The 16,678-nt window shown below is 48.2% G+C and carries 13 protein-coding genes; 5 read left to right on the top strand and 8 right to left on the bottom strand.

The window, feature by feature from the left end; all coding sequences use genetic code 11:
* Positions 1-27 precede the first annotated feature (27 nt).
* Positions 28-2,529: an ATP-dependent Clp protease ATP-binding subunit gene (locus tag A1sIIB76_RS05985; protein WP_095697221.1), complete on the top strand. Its 2,502-nt coding sequence runs from the start codon at positions 28-30 to the stop codon at positions 2,527-2,529.
* Between the two features lie 10 nt (positions 2,530-2,539).
* On the opposite strand, the gene A1sIIB76_RS05980 is transcribed toward A1sIIB76_RS05985, so the two are convergent.
* The 3 genes from A1sIIB76_RS05980 to A1sIIB76_RS05970 are packed head-to-tail and all read right to left on the bottom strand — an operon-like array spanning position 2,540 to position 5,591.
* Positions 2,540-3,388, bottom strand: coding sequence for an HhH-GPD family protein (locus tag A1sIIB76_RS05980; RefSeq protein ID WP_095697220.1), 849 nt, complete (start codon positions 3,386-3,388; stop codon positions 2,540-2,542).
* Positions 3,388-4,755: a DNA repair protein RadA gene (gene radA, locus A1sIIB76_RS05975; RefSeq protein ID WP_095697219.1), complete on the bottom strand. Its 1,368-nt coding sequence runs from the start codon at positions 4,753-4,755 to the stop codon at positions 3,388-3,390. Before radA ends, A1sIIB76_RS05980 begins: the two co-directional genes overlap by 1 nt.
* Positions 4,756-4,781: 26 nt before the next feature.
* Entirely contained in the window at positions 4,782-5,591 is an 810-nt protein-coding gene (locus tag A1sIIB76_RS05970; RefSeq protein ID WP_095697218.1) for a DUF3109 family protein, read from the bottom strand.
* 30 nt (positions 5,592-5,621) lie between these two features.
* On the opposite strand from A1sIIB76_RS05970, the gene proC reads away from it, so the two are divergent.
* Both proC and A1sIIB76_RS05960 read left to right on the top strand, forming a co-directional pair.
* The gene (proC, locus tag A1sIIB76_RS05965; RefSeq protein WP_190286230.1) at positions 5,622-6,437 is read left to right on the top strand and encodes a pyrroline-5-carboxylate reductase; all 816 of its coding nucleotides are present in this window, start codon (positions 5,622-5,624) and stop codon (positions 6,435-6,437) included.
* A complete protein-coding gene (locus A1sIIB76_RS05960) occupies positions 6,437-7,627 on the top strand; it encodes a hypothetical protein (RefSeq protein WP_095697217.1) in 1,191 nt (396 codons plus the stop codon). Before proC ends, A1sIIB76_RS05960 begins: the two co-directional genes overlap by 1 nt.
* Positions 7,628-7,629: 2 nt before the next feature.
* Here A1sIIB76_RS05960 and A1sIIB76_RS05955 read toward each other — a convergent pair whose 3' ends face one another.
* On the bottom strand, positions 7,630-9,996 hold the full coding sequence (locus A1sIIB76_RS05955; RefSeq protein ID WP_223298765.1) for a fibronectin type III domain-containing protein: 2,367 nt from the start codon (positions 9,994-9,996) through the stop codon (positions 7,630-7,632).
* A 44-nt stretch (positions 9,997-10,040) separates the two neighbouring features.
* Between A1sIIB76_RS05955 and A1sIIB76_RS05950 the strand changes: the two genes are divergently transcribed.
* Positions 10,041-10,292: a glutaredoxin family protein gene (locus tag A1sIIB76_RS05950; RefSeq protein WP_095697215.1), complete on the top strand. Its 252-nt coding sequence runs from the start codon at positions 10,041-10,043 to the stop codon at positions 10,290-10,292.
* On the opposite strand, the gene A1sIIB76_RS05945 is transcribed toward A1sIIB76_RS05950, so the two are convergent.
* The 4 genes from A1sIIB76_RS05945 to A1sIIB76_RS05930 are packed head-to-tail and all read right to left on the bottom strand — an operon-like array spanning position 10,255 to position 16,006.
* Positions 10,255-11,904 carry a DNA repair helicase XPB gene (locus tag A1sIIB76_RS05945; RefSeq protein ID WP_095697214.1) on the bottom strand — a complete coding sequence of 550 codons (1,650 nt, stop codon included), beginning with the start codon at positions 11,902-11,904 and terminating at the stop codon, positions 10,255-10,257. The two genes, A1sIIB76_RS05950 and A1sIIB76_RS05945, sit on opposite strands and share 38 nt — an antisense overlap.
* Positions 11,901-13,001, bottom strand: coding sequence for a M20/M25/M40 family metallo-hydrolase (locus tag A1sIIB76_RS05940; RefSeq protein WP_223298764.1), 1,101 nt, complete (start codon positions 12,999-13,001; stop codon positions 11,901-11,903). The genes A1sIIB76_RS05945 and A1sIIB76_RS05940 overlap by 4 nt, the downstream gene beginning before the upstream one ends.
* Positions 12,998-15,199 (bottom strand): helicase-associated domain-containing protein, encoded by a 2,202-nt coding sequence (locus A1sIIB76_RS05935; protein WP_095697213.1) that lies wholly within the window; start codon positions 15,197-15,199, stop codon positions 12,998-13,000. The genes A1sIIB76_RS05940 and A1sIIB76_RS05935 overlap by 4 nt, the downstream gene beginning before the upstream one ends.
* Positions 15,200-15,244: 45 nt before the next feature.
* A complete protein-coding gene (locus A1sIIB76_RS05930; protein ID WP_095697212.1) occupies positions 15,245-16,006 on the bottom strand; it encodes an HAD family hydrolase in 762 nt (253 codons plus the stop codon).
* A 51-nt stretch (positions 16,007-16,057) separates the two neighbouring features.
* Here A1sIIB76_RS05930 and A1sIIB76_RS05925 point away from each other — a divergent pair, with 51 nt between their 5' ends.
* Complete coding sequence (locus tag A1sIIB76_RS05925) at positions 16,058-16,678, top strand: histidine phosphatase family protein (protein WP_095697211.1); 621 nt, start codon at positions 16,058-16,060, stop codon at positions 16,676-16,678.

The raw sequence follows: 16,678 nt of genomic DNA, 5'->3' as shown, positions 1-16,678 counted from the left end.
GAAAGTTAGAAATAAAGGAGTCCGCCAATGTTTGAGCGCTTTACCGATCGAGCTCGACGAGTAGTTGTCCTAGCTCAAGAAGAAGCACGTATGCTCAATCACAATTACATCGGCACTGAACATATCCTCCTTGGCCTGATCCATGAAGGTGAAGGCGTTGCTGCTAAAGGTCTGGAATCACTCGGCATCTCACTCGAGGGTGTTCGCGCACAGGTAGAAGAAATTATTGGCCAAGGTCAACAAGCACCTAGCGGTCATATTCCATTTACTCCTCGTGCAAAGAAAGTCCTTGAGCTCTCACTTCGGGAAGCACTTCAGCTCGGACACAACTACATTGGAACAGAACATATTTTGCTTGGACTCATTCGTGAAGGCGAAGGCGTTGCTGCACAAGTTCTCGTAAAGCTTGGCGCAGATCTCAACCGAGTCCGCCAACAAGTAATCCAACTTCTCTCTGGCTATCAAGGTAAAGAGACTGTTGCCCAAGGTGGTCCGGCTGAAGGAACACCTTCTACCTCACTCGTGCTTGATCAATTTGGTCGCAATCTCACAGCAGCAGCACGCGAAGGCAAACTCGATCCTGTTATTGGCCGCGAATTAGAAATTGAACGTGTGATGCAGATTCTCTCTCGCCGCACAAAAAATAACCCAGTTCTAATTGGTGAACCAGGAGTTGGTAAGACTGCGGTAGTTGAAGGCCTTGCTCAAGCAATTGCCAAGAACGATGTTCCAGAAACTTTGAAAGATAAGCAGCTCTACTCACTAGATCTCGGTGCACTCGTTGCGGGTTCTCGCTACCGTGGTGATTTCGAAGAACGCCTGAAGAAAGTTCTGAAAGAGATCAAGACACGTGGCGACATCATTATCTTTATCGATGAGATTCATACCCTTGTCGGCGCAGGTGCGGCCGAAGGTGCTATCGATGCCGCAAGTATTTTAAAGCCGATGCTGGCACGTGGTGAGCTCCAGACAATCGGTGCAACCACACTTGATGAATATCGCAAGCACATCGAAAAAGATGCAGCGCTAGAACGCCGCTTCCAACCTATCCAGGTAAAAGAGCCATCAGTTGCGCACACCATTGAAATTCTTAAGGGTCTTCGCGATCGCTATGAAACACACCACCGTGTCTCAATTACTGATGGCGCACTAGCTGCCGCTGCAAATATGGCAGATCGTTATGTTTCAGATCGCTTCCTTCCTGATAAGGCAATTGACCTTATTGATGAGGCAGGATCACGTCTTCGCATTAAGCGCATGACGGCTCCTGCTGAACTTCGCGAATTTGATGACAAGATTGCCGAGGCTCGCAAAGCCAAGGAGTCAGCTATCGATGCGCAAGACTTTGAAGGCGCCGCATCTTTCCGCGATAACGAGAAGACACTCCTTCAAGAGAAGCAAGAAGCGGAAAAGAATTGGAAGGCTACAGACCTCGATAAGGTCACTGAAGTTGATGAAGAGCTCATTGCTCAAGTCTTATCTGCTTCAACTGGTATCCCAGTCTTTAAGTTAACTGAAGAAGAGACTGCTCGCTTGCTTCGCATGGAAGATGAACTTCATCGCCGTGTGATCGGTCAAGATCAAGCAATCAAGGCTCTTTCACAAGCAATCCGCCGCACACGTGCAGGACTTAAAGATCCAAAGCGCCCGGGTGGATCATTTATCTTCGCTGGACCTTCTGGAGTCGGTAAGACAGAACTTTCTCGCACCCTGGCATCATTTTTGTTCGGTGATGAAACAGCGTTGATTCAACTTGATATGTCTGAGTATTCAGAACGTCACACTGCATCACGTTTATTTGGTTCCCCTCCGGGATATGTGGGTTATGACGAAGGCGGTCAGCTCACTGAGAAGGTGCGTCGTCGTCCGTTCTCAGTTGTGCTCTTTGATGAAATCGAAAAGGCACATCCAGATATCTTCAACTCACTCCTACAAGTCCTTGAAGATGGACGCCTGACTGATGCGCAAGGTCGCACTGTTGACTTTAAAAACACAGTCATCATCATGACTACCAACCTTGGAACACGTGATATCTCCAAATCACTTGGACTTGGTTTTGCTAATGCCGATGATGACCTCACAAATTACGATCGCATGAAGGGCAAGGTTCAAGACGAACTCAAGAACCATTTCCGCCCAGAGTTCCTTAACCGCATCGATGATGTCATCGTCTTCCACCAGCTCACTAGGGAGCAGATCATTCAGATTGTTGATCTCATGATTGCCAACCTTGATGAGCGCTTGAAGGCAAAAGATATGGGTATCGAACTCACTCAGGCTGCCAAAGACCTCCTTGCAGCTCGAGGTTATGACCCACTTCTCGGTGCACGTCCACTTCGTCGCGTTATTCAACGAGAGATCGAAGATGCACTCTCTGAGCGAATCCTCTTCGGTGAACTTAAGGCTGGCGAAATAATTGTGGTCGATGTTGAAGGCGTTGATGCCGATGCGAAGTTCACCTTTAAGGGTTCGCCAAAGGTATTAATGCCAGATAGCCCAGAGGATTTAGCACAGACACCTACTGCTTAATTGCACGTGCTTAATTGCGGGGAAGTGAGTAACTACTCTTTCCACGTGCTTCAATCAAGCCATCATCTAATAGCGTAAGAAGCGCCTTCTCTAATTGCGAGGGCACATCCCACAACTGCGCAATCTCGCTCTTTTTTAAGACTTGGTTTTCGCGCAGTGCTTGAACAATTGCGCCTCGGCACTGTCTATCTGTGCCATGCCATGTTTGTCGCCTTTTAACGATATCTGATTTTGGGTAATCCAAACTTCGCCAGGTGCAATCCTTTGCCACCGGACAGATTCCACACTTCGGAGTCTGCGATGTGCAGATAAGAGCGCCTAGCTCCATCGTTGCCGCCGCCCACACGTGCGCCTCGTTCTTTGGGATCAACTCTTCATAGCGAGATTTCTCAGCCCTGGTTGCAGATGGTTTTGGAGTTTCTACTCCGTCATAAAGCCTGGCAAAGAGTCTGCGGATATTGATATCAAGAACAAGTGAGCGTTCGTTAAATGCGAAGGCAACCATGGCAGCGGCGGTGTAATCACCGATTCCGGGCAGTGCGCGTAGCTCTGCCTCCTCACGGGGAATACGTCCTTTGTATTGACTTGTAATTACTTTCGCGCATTCATGCAAGCGCAGAGCCCGACGCGGATAGCCAAGTCGTCCCCAGGCAGTAATGACTTCTGCAGGTGTGGCCTTAGCAAGGGATGCGGCAGTGGGCCAGCGCTTAATCCATTCGGTATAGACAGGAAGTACGCGAGTAACGGGAGTTTGTTGCAACATAAATTCAGAAACTAGAACGCCCCAGGCATCTGTCTTTCGCCACGGAAGATCACGCTTATTGCTCTTAAACCAAGAGATGATTTCTTTCTCGTACATTAATCACCAGTGATTTTTACGCGCGCCAGCGCTTGATCAAGACGAGAAACTTCGACAATCTCCATTCCATCAATCTTCACATCAGAGCCAGCTGGAACTAAAGCGCGTTTGAAACCTAAGCGATATGCCTCAGCTAATCTGCGAGAAACACCGCTTACTTTACGAATCTCACCTGCCAACCCCACTTCGCCAATAGCAACCAGATCAGCGGGCAGTGCTAAGCCCTTAGCAGCAGATGCAACTGCAAGTGCGAGAGCTAAATCGGCGGCAGGTTCGGACATCTTCATGCCACCGACAGTTGCCGCATAGACATCGCGCCCACCTACTCGAACGTGGGCACGTAACTCCAGAACTGCAAGTGTCATTGAGGTGCGCGCTGCATCGAGTCCACTTGTTACCCGCCGTGCATTTCCAAAATCATTCTCACGCCCAGCACTTACTAGTGCTTGAATCTCGGCCAGAAGTGGGCGACGACCCTCAAGGGTTACAGTGACACACGTTCCAGGAACTGGTTCGGTGTGACGAGATGTAAATAGCCCCGTGGGGTCTAGCACGCTCTCTATTCCGGTATCACTGAGATCAAAACAACCAACTTCATCGCTAGCGCCAAAACGATTCTTAATTGCACGAATAAGGCGAAGTCGTGAATGACGCTCGCCTTCGAATTGAAGAACGACATCGACGATATGTTCCAGCAAGCGTGGACCAGCAATAGAACCATCTTTTGTCACGTGGCCGACTAAGAGCAGAGTGATATCGCGATCTTTGCAGATGCGAATGAGCGCCCCTGCTACTTCTCGCACCTGTGTTACTCCACCTGGTGAGCCATCAGCAGTTGATGAACCGATTGTTTGAACCGAGTCGATGATAAGTAATTCAGGCTTGACTGCATCGATATGTGCAATGACGGCACCTAAATCTGTTTCGGACGCCAGAAATAATTGTGGGTCAATCGCTTTGATGCGCTCTGCACGTAAGCGAACTTGAGATGCGGATTCTTCACCTGAGATATAGAGCGCCGGAATTCCTTTTGCCGCACTTTGGGCGGCTACGGAAAGCAGGAGAGTTGATTTACCAACGCCGGGTTCACCAGCGAGCAATATGGCCGCACCCGGTACAAGTCCGCCGCCGAGCACTCGATCTAACTCTGATACACCGGTTGGTCTAGCGTGCGCCGCAGATAGGTCGACATCGCCGATAGCTGTTGCTTTATTTGTTACCGAACCTGCAACGAGTGAGAGCTTCTTTGGCGCGGCAAGTTCTTCAACTGTGCCCCACGCCTGGCATTCTCCGCAGCGACCAACCCACTTCTGTGAACTCCAGCCGCATTCAAAACAGCGAAATGGGTCCTTCTCAACTTTGGCCATAGTCCTAGATTAGACCAGAGAACTGACTACTTACCGGCTGCGATTGTTGCTGGGTGTTGAATAACGAAGAGCGGTAGCGAGCGAGCTTGAGCATCTTTGATGCCAGCAATGCGCTTATCGCAATGCTGGGCAAGAACTGCATAGGCATCTTTACCCATGAGTTGTTGCAATTCGGCCTTGTTGGAAATATAGACAGGTTCACTACCGACGTGAGCATCGGTATTACTTGTGCAGTACCAATCGAAATCGTCTCCACCATCGCCCCATGCAAGACGTTCATATTCGCCAATGACGGTGATTTGGTATTCACGTTCGCCAACTTCGCGAGTTTCAAAACTGCGTCGTAAGGGAAGTTGCCAACAAACATCAGGTTTTGTATCTACAAAGTGAATTTCACGCTGCTGTGCCAGGTGATGCAGAACGCAACCAAATGATCCGGTAAATCCTGGTGCTTCATGACCTTTGCGGTTAAGGAATATGCAGGCATTATTGACGGTGCGAGTCTTGCGTTCTTTATCTTCATCTAAATCGGTAATGCGAAGTTTGCCGCCAGGTTTCTTTGGGCGAGCCTCTTCATAGAATTGCCACATTTCAGGGGTCAGATATTCAGCTGCCTTACGAACGCGTTCTTCATCATCCTCATCTGAATACATCGCACCTTCGGTGCAGCATCCATCATTGGGGCGATCCTTAAATACACCTTGGCAGCCATCGCCATAGATACAGGTCCAGAATGAGGTCAACCATGTGAGGTCGCACTTAAAAATTTCTTCTTCATCATTTGGATCTGAAAATTCGACCCAATCACGTGCGAAACCTGGCTTTATCTCTGACATAGTCGCAGAGCCTACGCGTACTCTTTCGCCATGGCTAATTACAAAGGCATCTCCAGAGTTGGCATCATCGGTGCCGGAACTATGGGAGAAGCATTTATTGCAGCCCTTATTCGATCTGGATTACAACCCTCTGCAATTGCCATTGTTGTACGCAGACAAGAACGCGGCCAAGAGCTGGCAAAGAAGTACGGTGTCACAGTTGTTGGCTTAGCTGAAACCATCTCTTCATCTGATGTTCTGCTTCTAGGAATAAAGCCCCAGGGTCTCTCAGAGTTATTGCCTGAAATTGCGCCACATCTGCGTCCCCAAACTCTGGTGATTTCCCTCCTTGCTGGTAAAACCATCGCCGCAATCTCAGAAGGTCTAAGTGGCCATACAGCTATCGCCCGTGTGATGCCAAACACCCCAACCCTTCTGGGCAAAGGGATGGCTGGTTACTCACTAGCTACCGGCGTCACTGAAGATCAGAAGAAGTTTGTTGATCAATTACTGACCGCAACTGGCAAATCACTTCTTATTCCAGAAGAGTTACAAAATGCGCTCACCGGAACAAGTGGCTCAGGACCTGCATACTTCTTCCGTTTTGTGGAAGCGATGATTGATGGCGCTATCGCATTGGGTCTCTCCCGTGAAGATGCAACAACACTTACGGTGCAAACAATCGTTGGGTCTGCGGCCATGTTAGAAGAATCAGGTGATAGCCCAACAGTTCTTCGTGAGAAAGTTACCAGCCTGAAAGGTGCAACTGCCGAAGCACTTGGCGTCTTTAATGAGGCAGGAATTTCGAAGATTGTTGCAGATGCGATGGCTGCATCTGCAAAACGTGCAGCAGAGTTAGCGCAGTAATGAAAAGAATTGCACTACTTCTTGTAATTTCAATAACGCTGATGCCGACAGCTGAAGCTGTTCAAAAGAAAGTCGCAGTGAAGAAAGTGACGACGGTTCTTAGCGTTCCTGGTGCCGAGATGCTGGCGGTATCTGGCTCCTCCATCATCACCATTGCAACGGTAGATTCACAAACAACCGATATTGTGCTGAGCGCTGTTAATGGCACTGGAGTCTCACTCTGGCAGAAGGTCATTGATTCAGGCGTTGATGAAGTGGCGATGGCAACAACTGTTGATGGTGCGGCAAATGTGTGGCTGGCAGGCTTTTCATCGCAAGTAAAGAGTGCTTCTACAGAAACAGCATCTGTCATAGCTGAAAACCCCGATGCAATCACTTTGGAAGCCGCTGAAGAATTGCGAGGAGATCTCAACGTACTCACTGTGTGGAAGATTTCCCCCGCAGGTGAACTGCTTGCAACCTATACATCTCAATACGATCTTCCTGGCCTGATCAACTCAATTTCTGTGAACAAATCTGGGTTATCAATCGTTGGCGTTCTTTCAGAGAAACCGTTTCTGCAGAACATGAGCGCTGCTGGTGAATTCTCACAACAAGCAAGTATTGGAACATCTAAGACCACAATTAACACTGTTGTTCGAAATAGTGATGGAAGTTCATCACTATTTGGTTCCAGTACCGAAACTCTAGGCGGAAAGAAGTTAGCTGGGGTTCGAGACGGTGTACTTGTTAAAACCTCCAAGTCCGGAGCAATCGCTTCTGTGGTTCGAAGCTCTGCTATCAAAGGCGATCGCTCCTGGTTAAGTGCCGATTCAAGTTTGCTCTTAAGTGGTTACGTGAAGGTTGGAAAAACTACAGAGACTGCGATTACAAAATTCACTTCGACATTTGTACCCACTTGGACAATAAGGTTTGCTTCCACCGGTCAATCACGTGCCATCACTGGGGCTGGAATAAGTTATGCCGCGATGGGTTCAAAATCTGCAATTGCATCCATTACAGGATGGAAGCCAAGTAAGGCACAGCTACTGGTTGTGGTATTTGATGCAAAAGGTGTAATGACAAGTGCATTTGGTTCTAGCGAACTAAGTGAGCCGCTGGCACTTGCGTACTCAAAAGATTTGGGAATTGTGGGCCTTGCGCTCAACGCAGATCAATCACCGGCCGTATTTCGTATCGCTGCCCGTTAAATCTAGGGACGAAACATTGAAAGTTGGCCTTTATAGCCGGCAACTAAATATCGAACTCCATTTACGACAACCCAGGCTGAGGAAATTCCAGCTGAGTTTTCCTCGGTAGCAACTAACTTAATGGTTGGTGTGCTCTTTGAATGATCTAGAACACATAACCTCTGAGCACAATTAAAGGCCGTTGCATTGCCATCTGTATTAAGGAATTTACTTGGGGCACCAAAGTTTTCAGGGGTAACCACATTTTGTTCAGGAGTGCTCGCTAGTGTGCTCCAACGAATTCGATTAGGGCTCGGCATCGTTGCCGGACTTGCAATCATCCAACTAGCACTGATTCCCGAAAGATTCTTTGCAATAGAAATATCGTAGCCAGTCATCGGAGTAAAGGACCCGGAAGCATCGAGGTTGTAATAACTCCAAGGCACAGTGGATAGTGTGTCGCGTGATGCAACCCGCACTTCACCTGATGTTGCTTCTTTGCGCTGATTAATTGTGAGAACAGAGTCATAAACAACAAAGGTCTTCTTGCCATCAAAGATAGCTTTGAGGTGAAATGCCACATCGCCTGTGCTGCGGCCATCAATCTTACGATCACCATCGACTAACTCATAGCTCCACTTTGTTGCACTCTTAAGCTTTGATGCACCTAGGAGAATGCCTTGGCTCTCATCACGATAGAAGACTTGAATTCCGGCTGCTGTTGCAACACAGGCGCTTGAAACACTGACATCACTTGCAGTGCGCACACGAATTGGATCTTTGTAGTCATTTACGGCAGTGCCATTTCCATCGATGATTTCATAGGTAAATGACTTGCCGTCATAACGTGCATAGCGCAGATCTCGATCTACCTTTTCGGAGTAGAAGATATGCAGAGTTTGACTCGTTCCTGATCCGTTCACACATGTGGAGATTGGGCTGGTGATTGGGTGCTTAGTGCGCGGAGTGCTTCCGCCTGCGCCATCAATTGTAAGCTTCCTCCAACTCTTACCTTCCCAAGTAGCAATCTTTAGACGCCCACTATTGGAATCGGTATAGAGCAGAGTTGGCTTTCTATTGAAGTTAATGCTGGTCACATTTGTAGCATCAGATGAATCATCGATCACAAATCGCTTCCATGCTGCGGTCGGGGCAACTGGTGCGGTAATCACGGCATCAGAAGTTCCATTGGAATTTGAAGCCACAATGCTGAAGGGATAACTGGTGCCATTCTTAAGGCCAGTAAAGGTTATAGGCGATGACATTCCACTTATCACTTGATCTGTTTTGAGGTTACGGACCGAGTAGCTAGTAATTTGCGCGGATCGGGCATTCGCTGGTGGGTCGAAGGTAACAATGACAGCGCCATCAGAGATCAGCGCTGCTGCATTTCTTACAGCTTGCGGAATTCCAACAGCCACACCCACTGGAGGCTTGCGACGCATATCTTCCATCATGGCAAGTAAAAGCGGGCCTGGTTCGCGGAAGACTTCACCCGCATCAAGATTAGGCGTCATGATGCGATTGAGTTCAGATTTTGAATAAGTCTCTTCATCTAAATGGCTAACAGAAGATCCTTCTTCATATCGCGCAGGTGTATAAAGAAGTGGTTTCACACCGCCGTTGGCTGCTATTCCAAGGGCGCCAGACCACACAAGAGTTGATGTCAGAGCTTTGCCGAGTTCAAGTGATGGCGAAGGAAGGTCGGCAAGTCTTCGACCATCTGGTAACTGTGCATATGCATCATATGGCGTGGGTTGTTCAATAGTTCCATACCCAAAAAAATTGTCGTATGAATCAGTTGAGAGAAAACCTAGGCCATGTCCCATTTCGTGCAAGAAGACAGATTGGAGATCGTATTCATTAACACGCGGAGTGCCATCGTTTCGAGTATTCCAATCTGCAGTTGAATTAACCTGGATAACCATCTCTGGATTATCAGAATCTAAATCTTTGCCAGCTAGTGCATTTGCAAGAGCCGATGGATACCAAAGACTGGGATCAGGTGCACCATCAAAGCCGGAATAGAAATTTCCTGGTCGCGCGCTACCCAGAACCCCATCTGCTGCAACACGATTCCAGGTTGCCTCGATATTAATTGGAACACTCGACTTAAAATTAGCCCCCCATATATCTACTGCTGCTTGTAAATCCTTCCTCGCCCATTCTGGAAAATTCTTATAGTTAACGACAAACTTTGATTTCTGTTCTAAATACGCAATCTTTGGCGAACGAGTCTGCGCCTTAGCAAGTGAGGGACCAGCGTAGATGTATCCCCACGAAGTAGATGGTGCGACCTTGAAATTATTAAGGGCATAAGACTGAACTGGAGAGAGGAGGGAAAGTCCGAGAGTGAAGATTGTGAGAGCGCTGGCTGCTGTGCGTTTCATGCCTCTCATAGCGCCCAACGCTATCAGGATGCGAGAATGCAGTCATGGTCACAGTCACGGTTTATTCACGCCAAGGCTGTCATCTCTGTGAAATCGCTGAGAAAACACTTGAAGATTTGCGAAAAGAGTTAGTTTTTACTTTGGAAAGACTTTATATCGATGGTAACGCCGAGCTTGAAAAACTATACGGAACAGAAGTTCCAGTCATTCATATCAATGGCGAACACCACGATTTTTACAAAGTAGATCCGGTGAGATTTAGAACTTGCCTTGAAAAATATCGTCAGCATCAATAATTCGGTATGAATAACCTTGCTCGGCTAAGAAACGTTGGCGGTTTTGCGCAAAGTCTTGATCAATAGTGTCTCGTGAAACCACTGAATAAAACATTGCCCCACGACCATCTGCCTTAGGTCGCAAAATTCGCCCTAAACGTTGTGCTTCCTCTTGGCGAGAGCCGAAGGCTCCGGAAACCTGAATAGCAATTGTTGCCTCTGGTAGATCAATAGAAAAGTTTGCAACCTTTGAGACAACAAGACAGGTAATTTCACCGGTGCGAAATGCCGCAAATAAACGTTCCCGTTCTTTCTGCGGCGTCTCACCTTTAATCACCGGAACTCCAAGAGTTTCTGATAAATCATCGAGTTGATCTAGATACTGACCAATAACAAGAATCTGCTCATTGGCATGGTGAGCCACAATCTCTTCGACAACATTTCGCTTGGTTCGAGTAGTTGCGCAATATCGGTAACGTTCTTCTGGCTCAGCAGTTGCATAGGCAAGGCGCTCGGCTTCGGTGAGATTTACTCGCACCTCAATACATTCAGCTGGTGCGATATATCCCTGCGCTTCAATCTCTTTCCAAGGAACATCAAAACGCTTAGGACCGATGAGTGAGAAGACTTCACCCTCCATGCCATCTTCCCGGACAAGAGTTGCAGTCAGGCCTAACCGTCTGCGCGATTGAATATCGGCTGTGAAACGAAAGATTGGCGCAGGCAATAGATGTACTTCGTCATAGATGATCAGCCCCCAGTCGTGAGTATCAAAGAGGTCAAGGTGGGCATAGACACCGTTCTTCTTCTTTGTCATCACTTGGTATGTGGCAATTGTTACTGGGCGAATCTCTTTCTTTGAGCCAGAGTATTCACCGATCTCGTCATCATTAAGGGTTGTGCGCTTAAGTAATTCAGAGCGCCACTGACGGGCGGCAATGGTGTTGGTGACAAGAATGAGAGTCGTAGCTTTCGCATGCGCCATTGCGGCAGCGCCCACAATTGTCTTTCCAGCTCCACACGGAAGAACTACAACACCTGAACCGCCATGCCAAAATCCTTCAGCGGCATGCTCTTGGTATTGGCGAATCTTCCAGCCATCTTGCCTGAGCGCAATCTCATGAGCTTGGCCATCGACATAACCTGCAAAATCTTCTGCTGGCCAGCCAAGGCGAAGAAGTGATTGCTTAATCTGACCGCGTTGGCTGGGGTGCACTGCAATTGTTTCATTATCAATTCTTATACCAAGTAGCGGAGCTATCTTCTTCGCACGGATTACTTCTTCCAGCACTCCAACGTCAGTGGTGGCAAGGATAAGTCCATGAACGGGGTCAGCTTCTAGTCGCAGGCGACCATATCGAGACATCGTTTCGGCAACATCAACAAGTAGTGAATGAGGAACTGCATAGCGCGAATACTTAATCAGAGTATCAATTACCAGCTCTGCATCGTGTCCGGCAGCGCGTGCATTCCAGAGTCCAAGATTGGTTAAGCGGTAGGTGTGAATATGTTCAGGGGAGCGCTCTAGCTCTGCAAAGGGTGCAATTGCGCGTCTGCACTCAGTAGAAAGTATGTGGTCAACATCAAGAAGAAGTGTTTTATCGCTTTGAACGATTAATGGGCCATCGCTCATGAGAGTAAATCCTTAATAAAGGCATGCAGGAAATCACTGCGAGGTTGCATGGAGGAAATACTGACCCATTCATGCGGTGCATGGGCACCGCCACCGACGGCACCAAGTCCATCTAGAACTTGCGCACCAGCTGCTGCGGCAAAGTTTCCATCGCTAGCCCCACCTACTTCTGCCGAACCTAAGGCAGGCATTCCCATTGCTGCCGCAACTTTCTCGGCTCGCTCATAGAGTGCTTTGGTAGAAGTGGGTTGTAGTGGGGGACGATTAAGTCCGCCAGTAACTTCAATCCGAGCGTTGGGATTTTCGGCAACGAGCGTGCGAATCTCACGATCAATTCTTTCCAGTTCTGATTGTGAAAATGAGCGGGCATCAATATCAAGTGTCGCTAAATCAGGAACGGTATTGGTTGTATTTCCTGAGCTGAGCAGGGTTGGCACAACAGTCGTTCCGTGCTCAGTATTTTCCAGAGCGGAAAGCTTAAGAATAATGTGGGCAATCTCAGTAGTGGAGTTGACTCCCTTTTCAGGTTCGAGGCCAGCATGAGATGCCAGACCGTGCACTGCAATCTGATACATCGCAGTACCTTTCCGACCTGTCTTCACCTTTCCATCAAGTGATGCTTCAAGGACTAGAACTGCCTTCGCCTTTGATGAGACTTCTTTAATCAAAGCTTTTGAGCAATGACTTCCGGTCTCTTCATCGGTAGTTGCAATGAGGGCAACCGAGCCTTCAATACCTTTCAGTGCATAGAGTGCTTGAATAAATCCGGCCTTCATATCAAATGTGCCAGGCCCGCGTAGAACATCGCCCTTGATTTCCCAGATAGGTTGATAGGAACCAATCGGCCAGACGGTGTCGAGGTGAGCAAGAATGACTACATCAGGAGATTCAGCGCCCCACCAAAAAACAGGACGGCCTTCAATCTCTTTTATCTGTGCCGGAACACCGAGTACGCGTGTGGCAATATCACTTGCAAGTGTGACAACCGACCGACATGCACCGAGATCATCGCTGGGTGATTCACAGCGAACAAGTGCTTCTAGGGCGGCCAACATAGGCTCAAGTCTGCCGTATTGGGCCACCTTCTCGCTTGTCATAGCGCAGCCACCCCTGTGATTCGAGCGATTCTAAAGGTCTGCACTTCACCGGTGGCGTGATCTCGTGCGACCAGTGAGCCGGCAGAGAGTTTCAAGGGATCAATAATGCGGTGAGAAACGAGCCCATTGTTATCGGCATAGCCAATAGAGAGCGATGTTGATGGTTGATTCTGCAAGTAATCACTTAAGAGTTCCAGGGTTTCATTTGCAGTTGTGCGAGGAAGTGAACCCAGCGCCTCTGTTGCAATATTGCGCATGGTGCTCTGCTTACGACTTGATTTCTCACCGGTGCGAAGCGCTCGCAAAGCTCCTTGAATATGAATTTCATCGGGGCGATCAATTTCACCGATAATTCTTGGAGGCCGTGCCTTACTTTGCGCTCGTTGAATTCGCGGGCCGCTCAAAAGAAGGCCGCGAGAATCTTCTGCTGCAGGCAAGTAGCCACAACTGCGCAACACATTCATCGCCTCTGCTGCATCGTGGCCACAGATAAGCACCTCAGGTGCAATCTTGCGCAGACCCAAGATCTCAAGTCGCTTATCTCCCATGATTTGGGTAATGAGAGCTGAATCCTCACAACGGATAAATGAAGCGGTATTTCCCACACGCAATTTTCCATGTTTCTTGGCAACATCGGCGATTAAGTACTCAAGTGGTTGCGGCATAGGAGTCTTTGATGTCTTGGCTAGGAATTTAGTAATTTCTTCACCAGTGCGTCCATGATCGAGTCCTCTACGAATCGAGCTTTCCGAGAATCGATAGACAGTTGCACCACCCCGTGATTCCACATCAGCAATCAGGGCTAAATCTTGCGCTACTTCATGTTCTAGTGGTCCTGGTGCGATTGCGGTGTTATCACTCTGAATAAGTATGTGATCAACAGGCTGTGGCAGATCTGTATTAATTGATTCGTTGTCGCCACCCTGCAAGAAATCAATACCGTATGCCGAGATAACTCCTTGGCCGGTAATTCCCAGCCATTCGGCTTCGCGCAGCGTCCATGTCACGTAATCGAGTTGCAGCCCACCAGAGCGCTTACTCGGAGCCAGCCACTGCGCAGATTGATGTAATGAATCTAAATCTGGTGCGATAGCAGAATTTTCACTAAGCAGTTGCAGAACCAATCGTCTGGTGGTCGCAGCCATTGAACGATCTAACTCTGGGCCCAACGGTGCAACATTCTTCTGTCCCTCTTTGCCAACAAGACCCGACATTCGCGATGAGATATACCAAGCAGATGCCAGTGATTGCCAACGCACAGAAACACTCTGGGTAAGCCAGATATCAAATTGGTGAGTAGGCAATATTTTGTCATCCGGATCAATTGTGAGCAGCCCTGCAAGATATGAAACTTCTGCAACAAATGCCGCACACGTTTCATCGACACCTAGATGAGCCGATAGCTCCTTTAGTTCTCGCACACCTAAGCCACCAGAACGAAGTGCTGTGGCAGGCTCTTGCGCCCAAAAATTCAATACTTCTTCTGTCCAGCGAAGGAAGGTGGTGATATTTGCAATCGCAGCTAGTTGCACATTACGCAGATCACGGGCTGTGCCAGTAACTGATGGCTGCACGTTTTCAAGTTGGCGATGAACTTTATTTCCACGCAAGTACAGCGCTACTTCGCGCGGCATAACAACGGTTTGTTGATTAAATGCAATCAGAAACTTTTCATCTAGTAACCACTGAACACCAGCAGATGGCTTCTTCAGATCACTGATGGCACCGCGTGGTGGTCCCCAGAGCATGGCATCTAGAACTTTCTTCGCTGCATCCGGTGCTTCTTCTAATTTCTTTAACTTCAGAGTTCCAAGAGATGCGGGGCCGAGTCCAGCAATTTCATTTCCGAGCACTTCCCGCAGCGTTGATGGCACGCGAAGACCATCTTTATCCTGATAGATCAGACCTCGTTCAATCAGTCCAGGCAGAACAAAGAGGGCAGACTTTTCTGTAACCGTAGCGATCTCTTTTTCAGTAAATGGTTCATTCATCACGGCACACGCTTCAAGAACCTGTAGTTGCCACTTGTTTAGTGCATCAACTGCGCGGGCAAGACTGGGTGCAGAAGATGCACGCACTGCCAGGCTTGCGATATCTGGTGGAACCGGAGTGATCAGATCAGGACGATATGAAAATATGGCGATGAGCGCGGCATCATCGAGTGCGCGTAGGTAATCGGCGTAAGAACGAATTTCCATAACCTGCCAACGATAGCCGTTAGTGAGGTTGATGTGCCAATCGGGTTAGCGTTTGCGAGGAGAGAGCAGGGTTGCAAGGGCAGCAAGTCTGCTGACAGCCGGCCCAAGTAAACGGTTGACGAATCGAGCTCTACGAAAATCGTGAATTGGCCATCCTTCTGCAAGTGCGCGAATACGAAGAATGGCATCAGGATTTATTGCGCAAGGGTGGCCAACCGCTTGCAACAAAGGAATGTCGTTGTGGCTATCTGAGTATGAATAGCAATCTTGGAGGATAAATCCATGTTCGTCTGAAAGTCTTTGTATTGCTTTTGCTTTCTCTATTCCGTGCAGAAGTTTTCCTTCTAGTTCACCGGTGTAGACACCATTTTCAATACTTGCCTTGCTGCCAAGTGCTCCTGTTAATCCGAGACGTTGAGCGATGATGTCTGCCATATCTTGAGGAGCAGCTGTTACTAGCCAAACTTCTTCACCGCGATCTAGATGAGATTTTGCAATCTCAAATGTTCCTTGCCACAATTTTGGTGAGACGAATTCATCGTAAATCTCTTCTCCAACTTTTTTAATCTCTTCAACTTTATGGCCACCGATAAAATCAGTAGCCGCATTTTGGAACTTTTCAATTACTTCCTTCTTTTCCGTACCTGTCATGCGAAAACGTAGGTTGGCGACCACAAATCGAGAGATATCGGCTTTTGTGAAGAAGCCGCGCTGGTACATGCCTCGTCCGAGAAAGTAGAGGGTGGACCCTCGCACGAGGGTGTTATCTACATCGAAAAAGGCGGCTCGATTTGCTGTGAGTGCCATGTCACTACCCTAGCGATACGCGGTAGAAATAGACGCTTTATGATTAGGGTCATGAGTTCGATTGTCCACGTTATCCGTCATGGTGAAGTGGAGAATCCTGAAAAAATTCTCTATGGCCGCCAACCCGGATGGCGATTGTCACAGCGCGGGCAAGAGATGGCGCAGGTGATTGGTGATTGGTCTAAGTCAATTGATCTCGGCGCAGTACATGCCTCACCGTTACAGCGTGCGCAAGAGACAGCGACACCAATTGCGCGGGCACACTCACTTGATATCACAACAGATGAAAAATTAATCGAAGCTGCCAATATATTTGAAGGTAAGAAATTCGAACTTGGTAGCGGAGTTCTTAGACACCCATCATCATGGAAACATCTGATTAATCCCTGGAAACCATCATGGGGTGAACCTTATGAAGAGCAAATTTCACGGATGTTAGCTGCTGTTTTTCAAGCACGAGATGCTGCGCAAGGTAAAGATGCAATTGTTGTTTCACATCAACTACCTATCTGGATTCTCAGAAGTGCCATTGAGGGGCGAAGATTGATTCACGACCCACGCAAGCGCCAGTGCACATTGGCATCGGTGACTAGCGTTCACTTTGATGACGAGGGAATGATTTCTGGAACCTCCTACTCCGAACCAGCAAAGCATCTTTTGCCACAGAAATAA

The sequence above is a fragment of the Candidatus Planktophila versatilis genome, assembly GCF_002288265.1.
In the GTDB taxonomy this organism is placed as follows: Bacteria; Actinomycetota; Actinomycetes; order Nanopelagicales; family Nanopelagicaceae; genus Planktophila; species Planktophila versatilis.
This window is presented reverse-complemented; position numbering and strand designations above follow the sequence as displayed.

Coding starts and splice junctions, on each gene's coding strand:
- A1sIIB76_RS05950 (WP_095697215.1), top strand. CDS start 10,041: ATGGTCACAGTCACGGTTTATTCACGCCAAGGCTGTCATCTCTGTGAA.
- A1sIIB76_RS05925 (WP_095697211.1), top strand. CDS start 16,058: ATGAGTTCGATTGTCCACGTTATCCGTCATGGTGAAGTGGAGAATCCT.
- A1sIIB76_RS05960 (WP_095697217.1), top strand. CDS start 6,437: ATGAAAAGAATTGCACTACTTCTTGTAATTTCAATAACGCTGATGCCG.
- A1sIIB76_RS05985 (WP_095697221.1), top strand. CDS start 28: ATGTTTGAGCGCTTTACCGATCGAGCTCGACGAGTAGTTGTCCTAGCT.
- A1sIIB76_RS05940 (WP_223298764.1), bottom strand. CDS start 13,001: ATGACAAGCGAGAAGGTGGCCCAATACGGCAGACTTGAGCCTATGTTG.
- A1sIIB76_RS05945 (WP_095697214.1), bottom strand. CDS start 11,904: ATGAGCGATGGCCCATTAATCGTTCAAAGCGATAAAACACTTCTTCTT.
- A1sIIB76_RS05935 (WP_095697213.1), bottom strand. CDS start 15,199: ATGGAAATTCGTTCTTACGCCGATTACCTACGCGCACTCGATGATGCC.
- A1sIIB76_RS05955 (WP_223298765.1), bottom strand. CDS start 9,996: ATGAAACGCACAGCAGCCAGCGCTCTCACAATCTTCACTCTCGGACTT.
- A1sIIB76_RS05930 (WP_095697212.1), bottom strand. CDS start 16,006: ATGGCACTCACAGCAAATCGAGCCGCCTTTTTCGATGTAGATAACACC.
- A1sIIB76_RS05970 (WP_095697218.1), bottom strand. CDS start 5,591: ATGTCAGAGATAAAGCCAGGTTTCGCACGTGATTGGGTCGAATTTTCA.
- proC (WP_190286230.1), top strand. CDS start 5,622: ATGGCTAATTACAAAGGCATCTCCAGAGTTGGCATCATCGGTGCCGGA.
- A1sIIB76_RS05980 (WP_095697220.1), bottom strand. CDS start 3,388: ATGTACGAGAAAGAAATCATCTCTTGGTTTAAGAGCAATAAGCGTGAT.
- radA (WP_095697219.1), bottom strand. CDS start 4,755: ATGGCCAAAGTTGAGAAGGACCCATTTCGCTGTTTTGAATGCGGCTGG.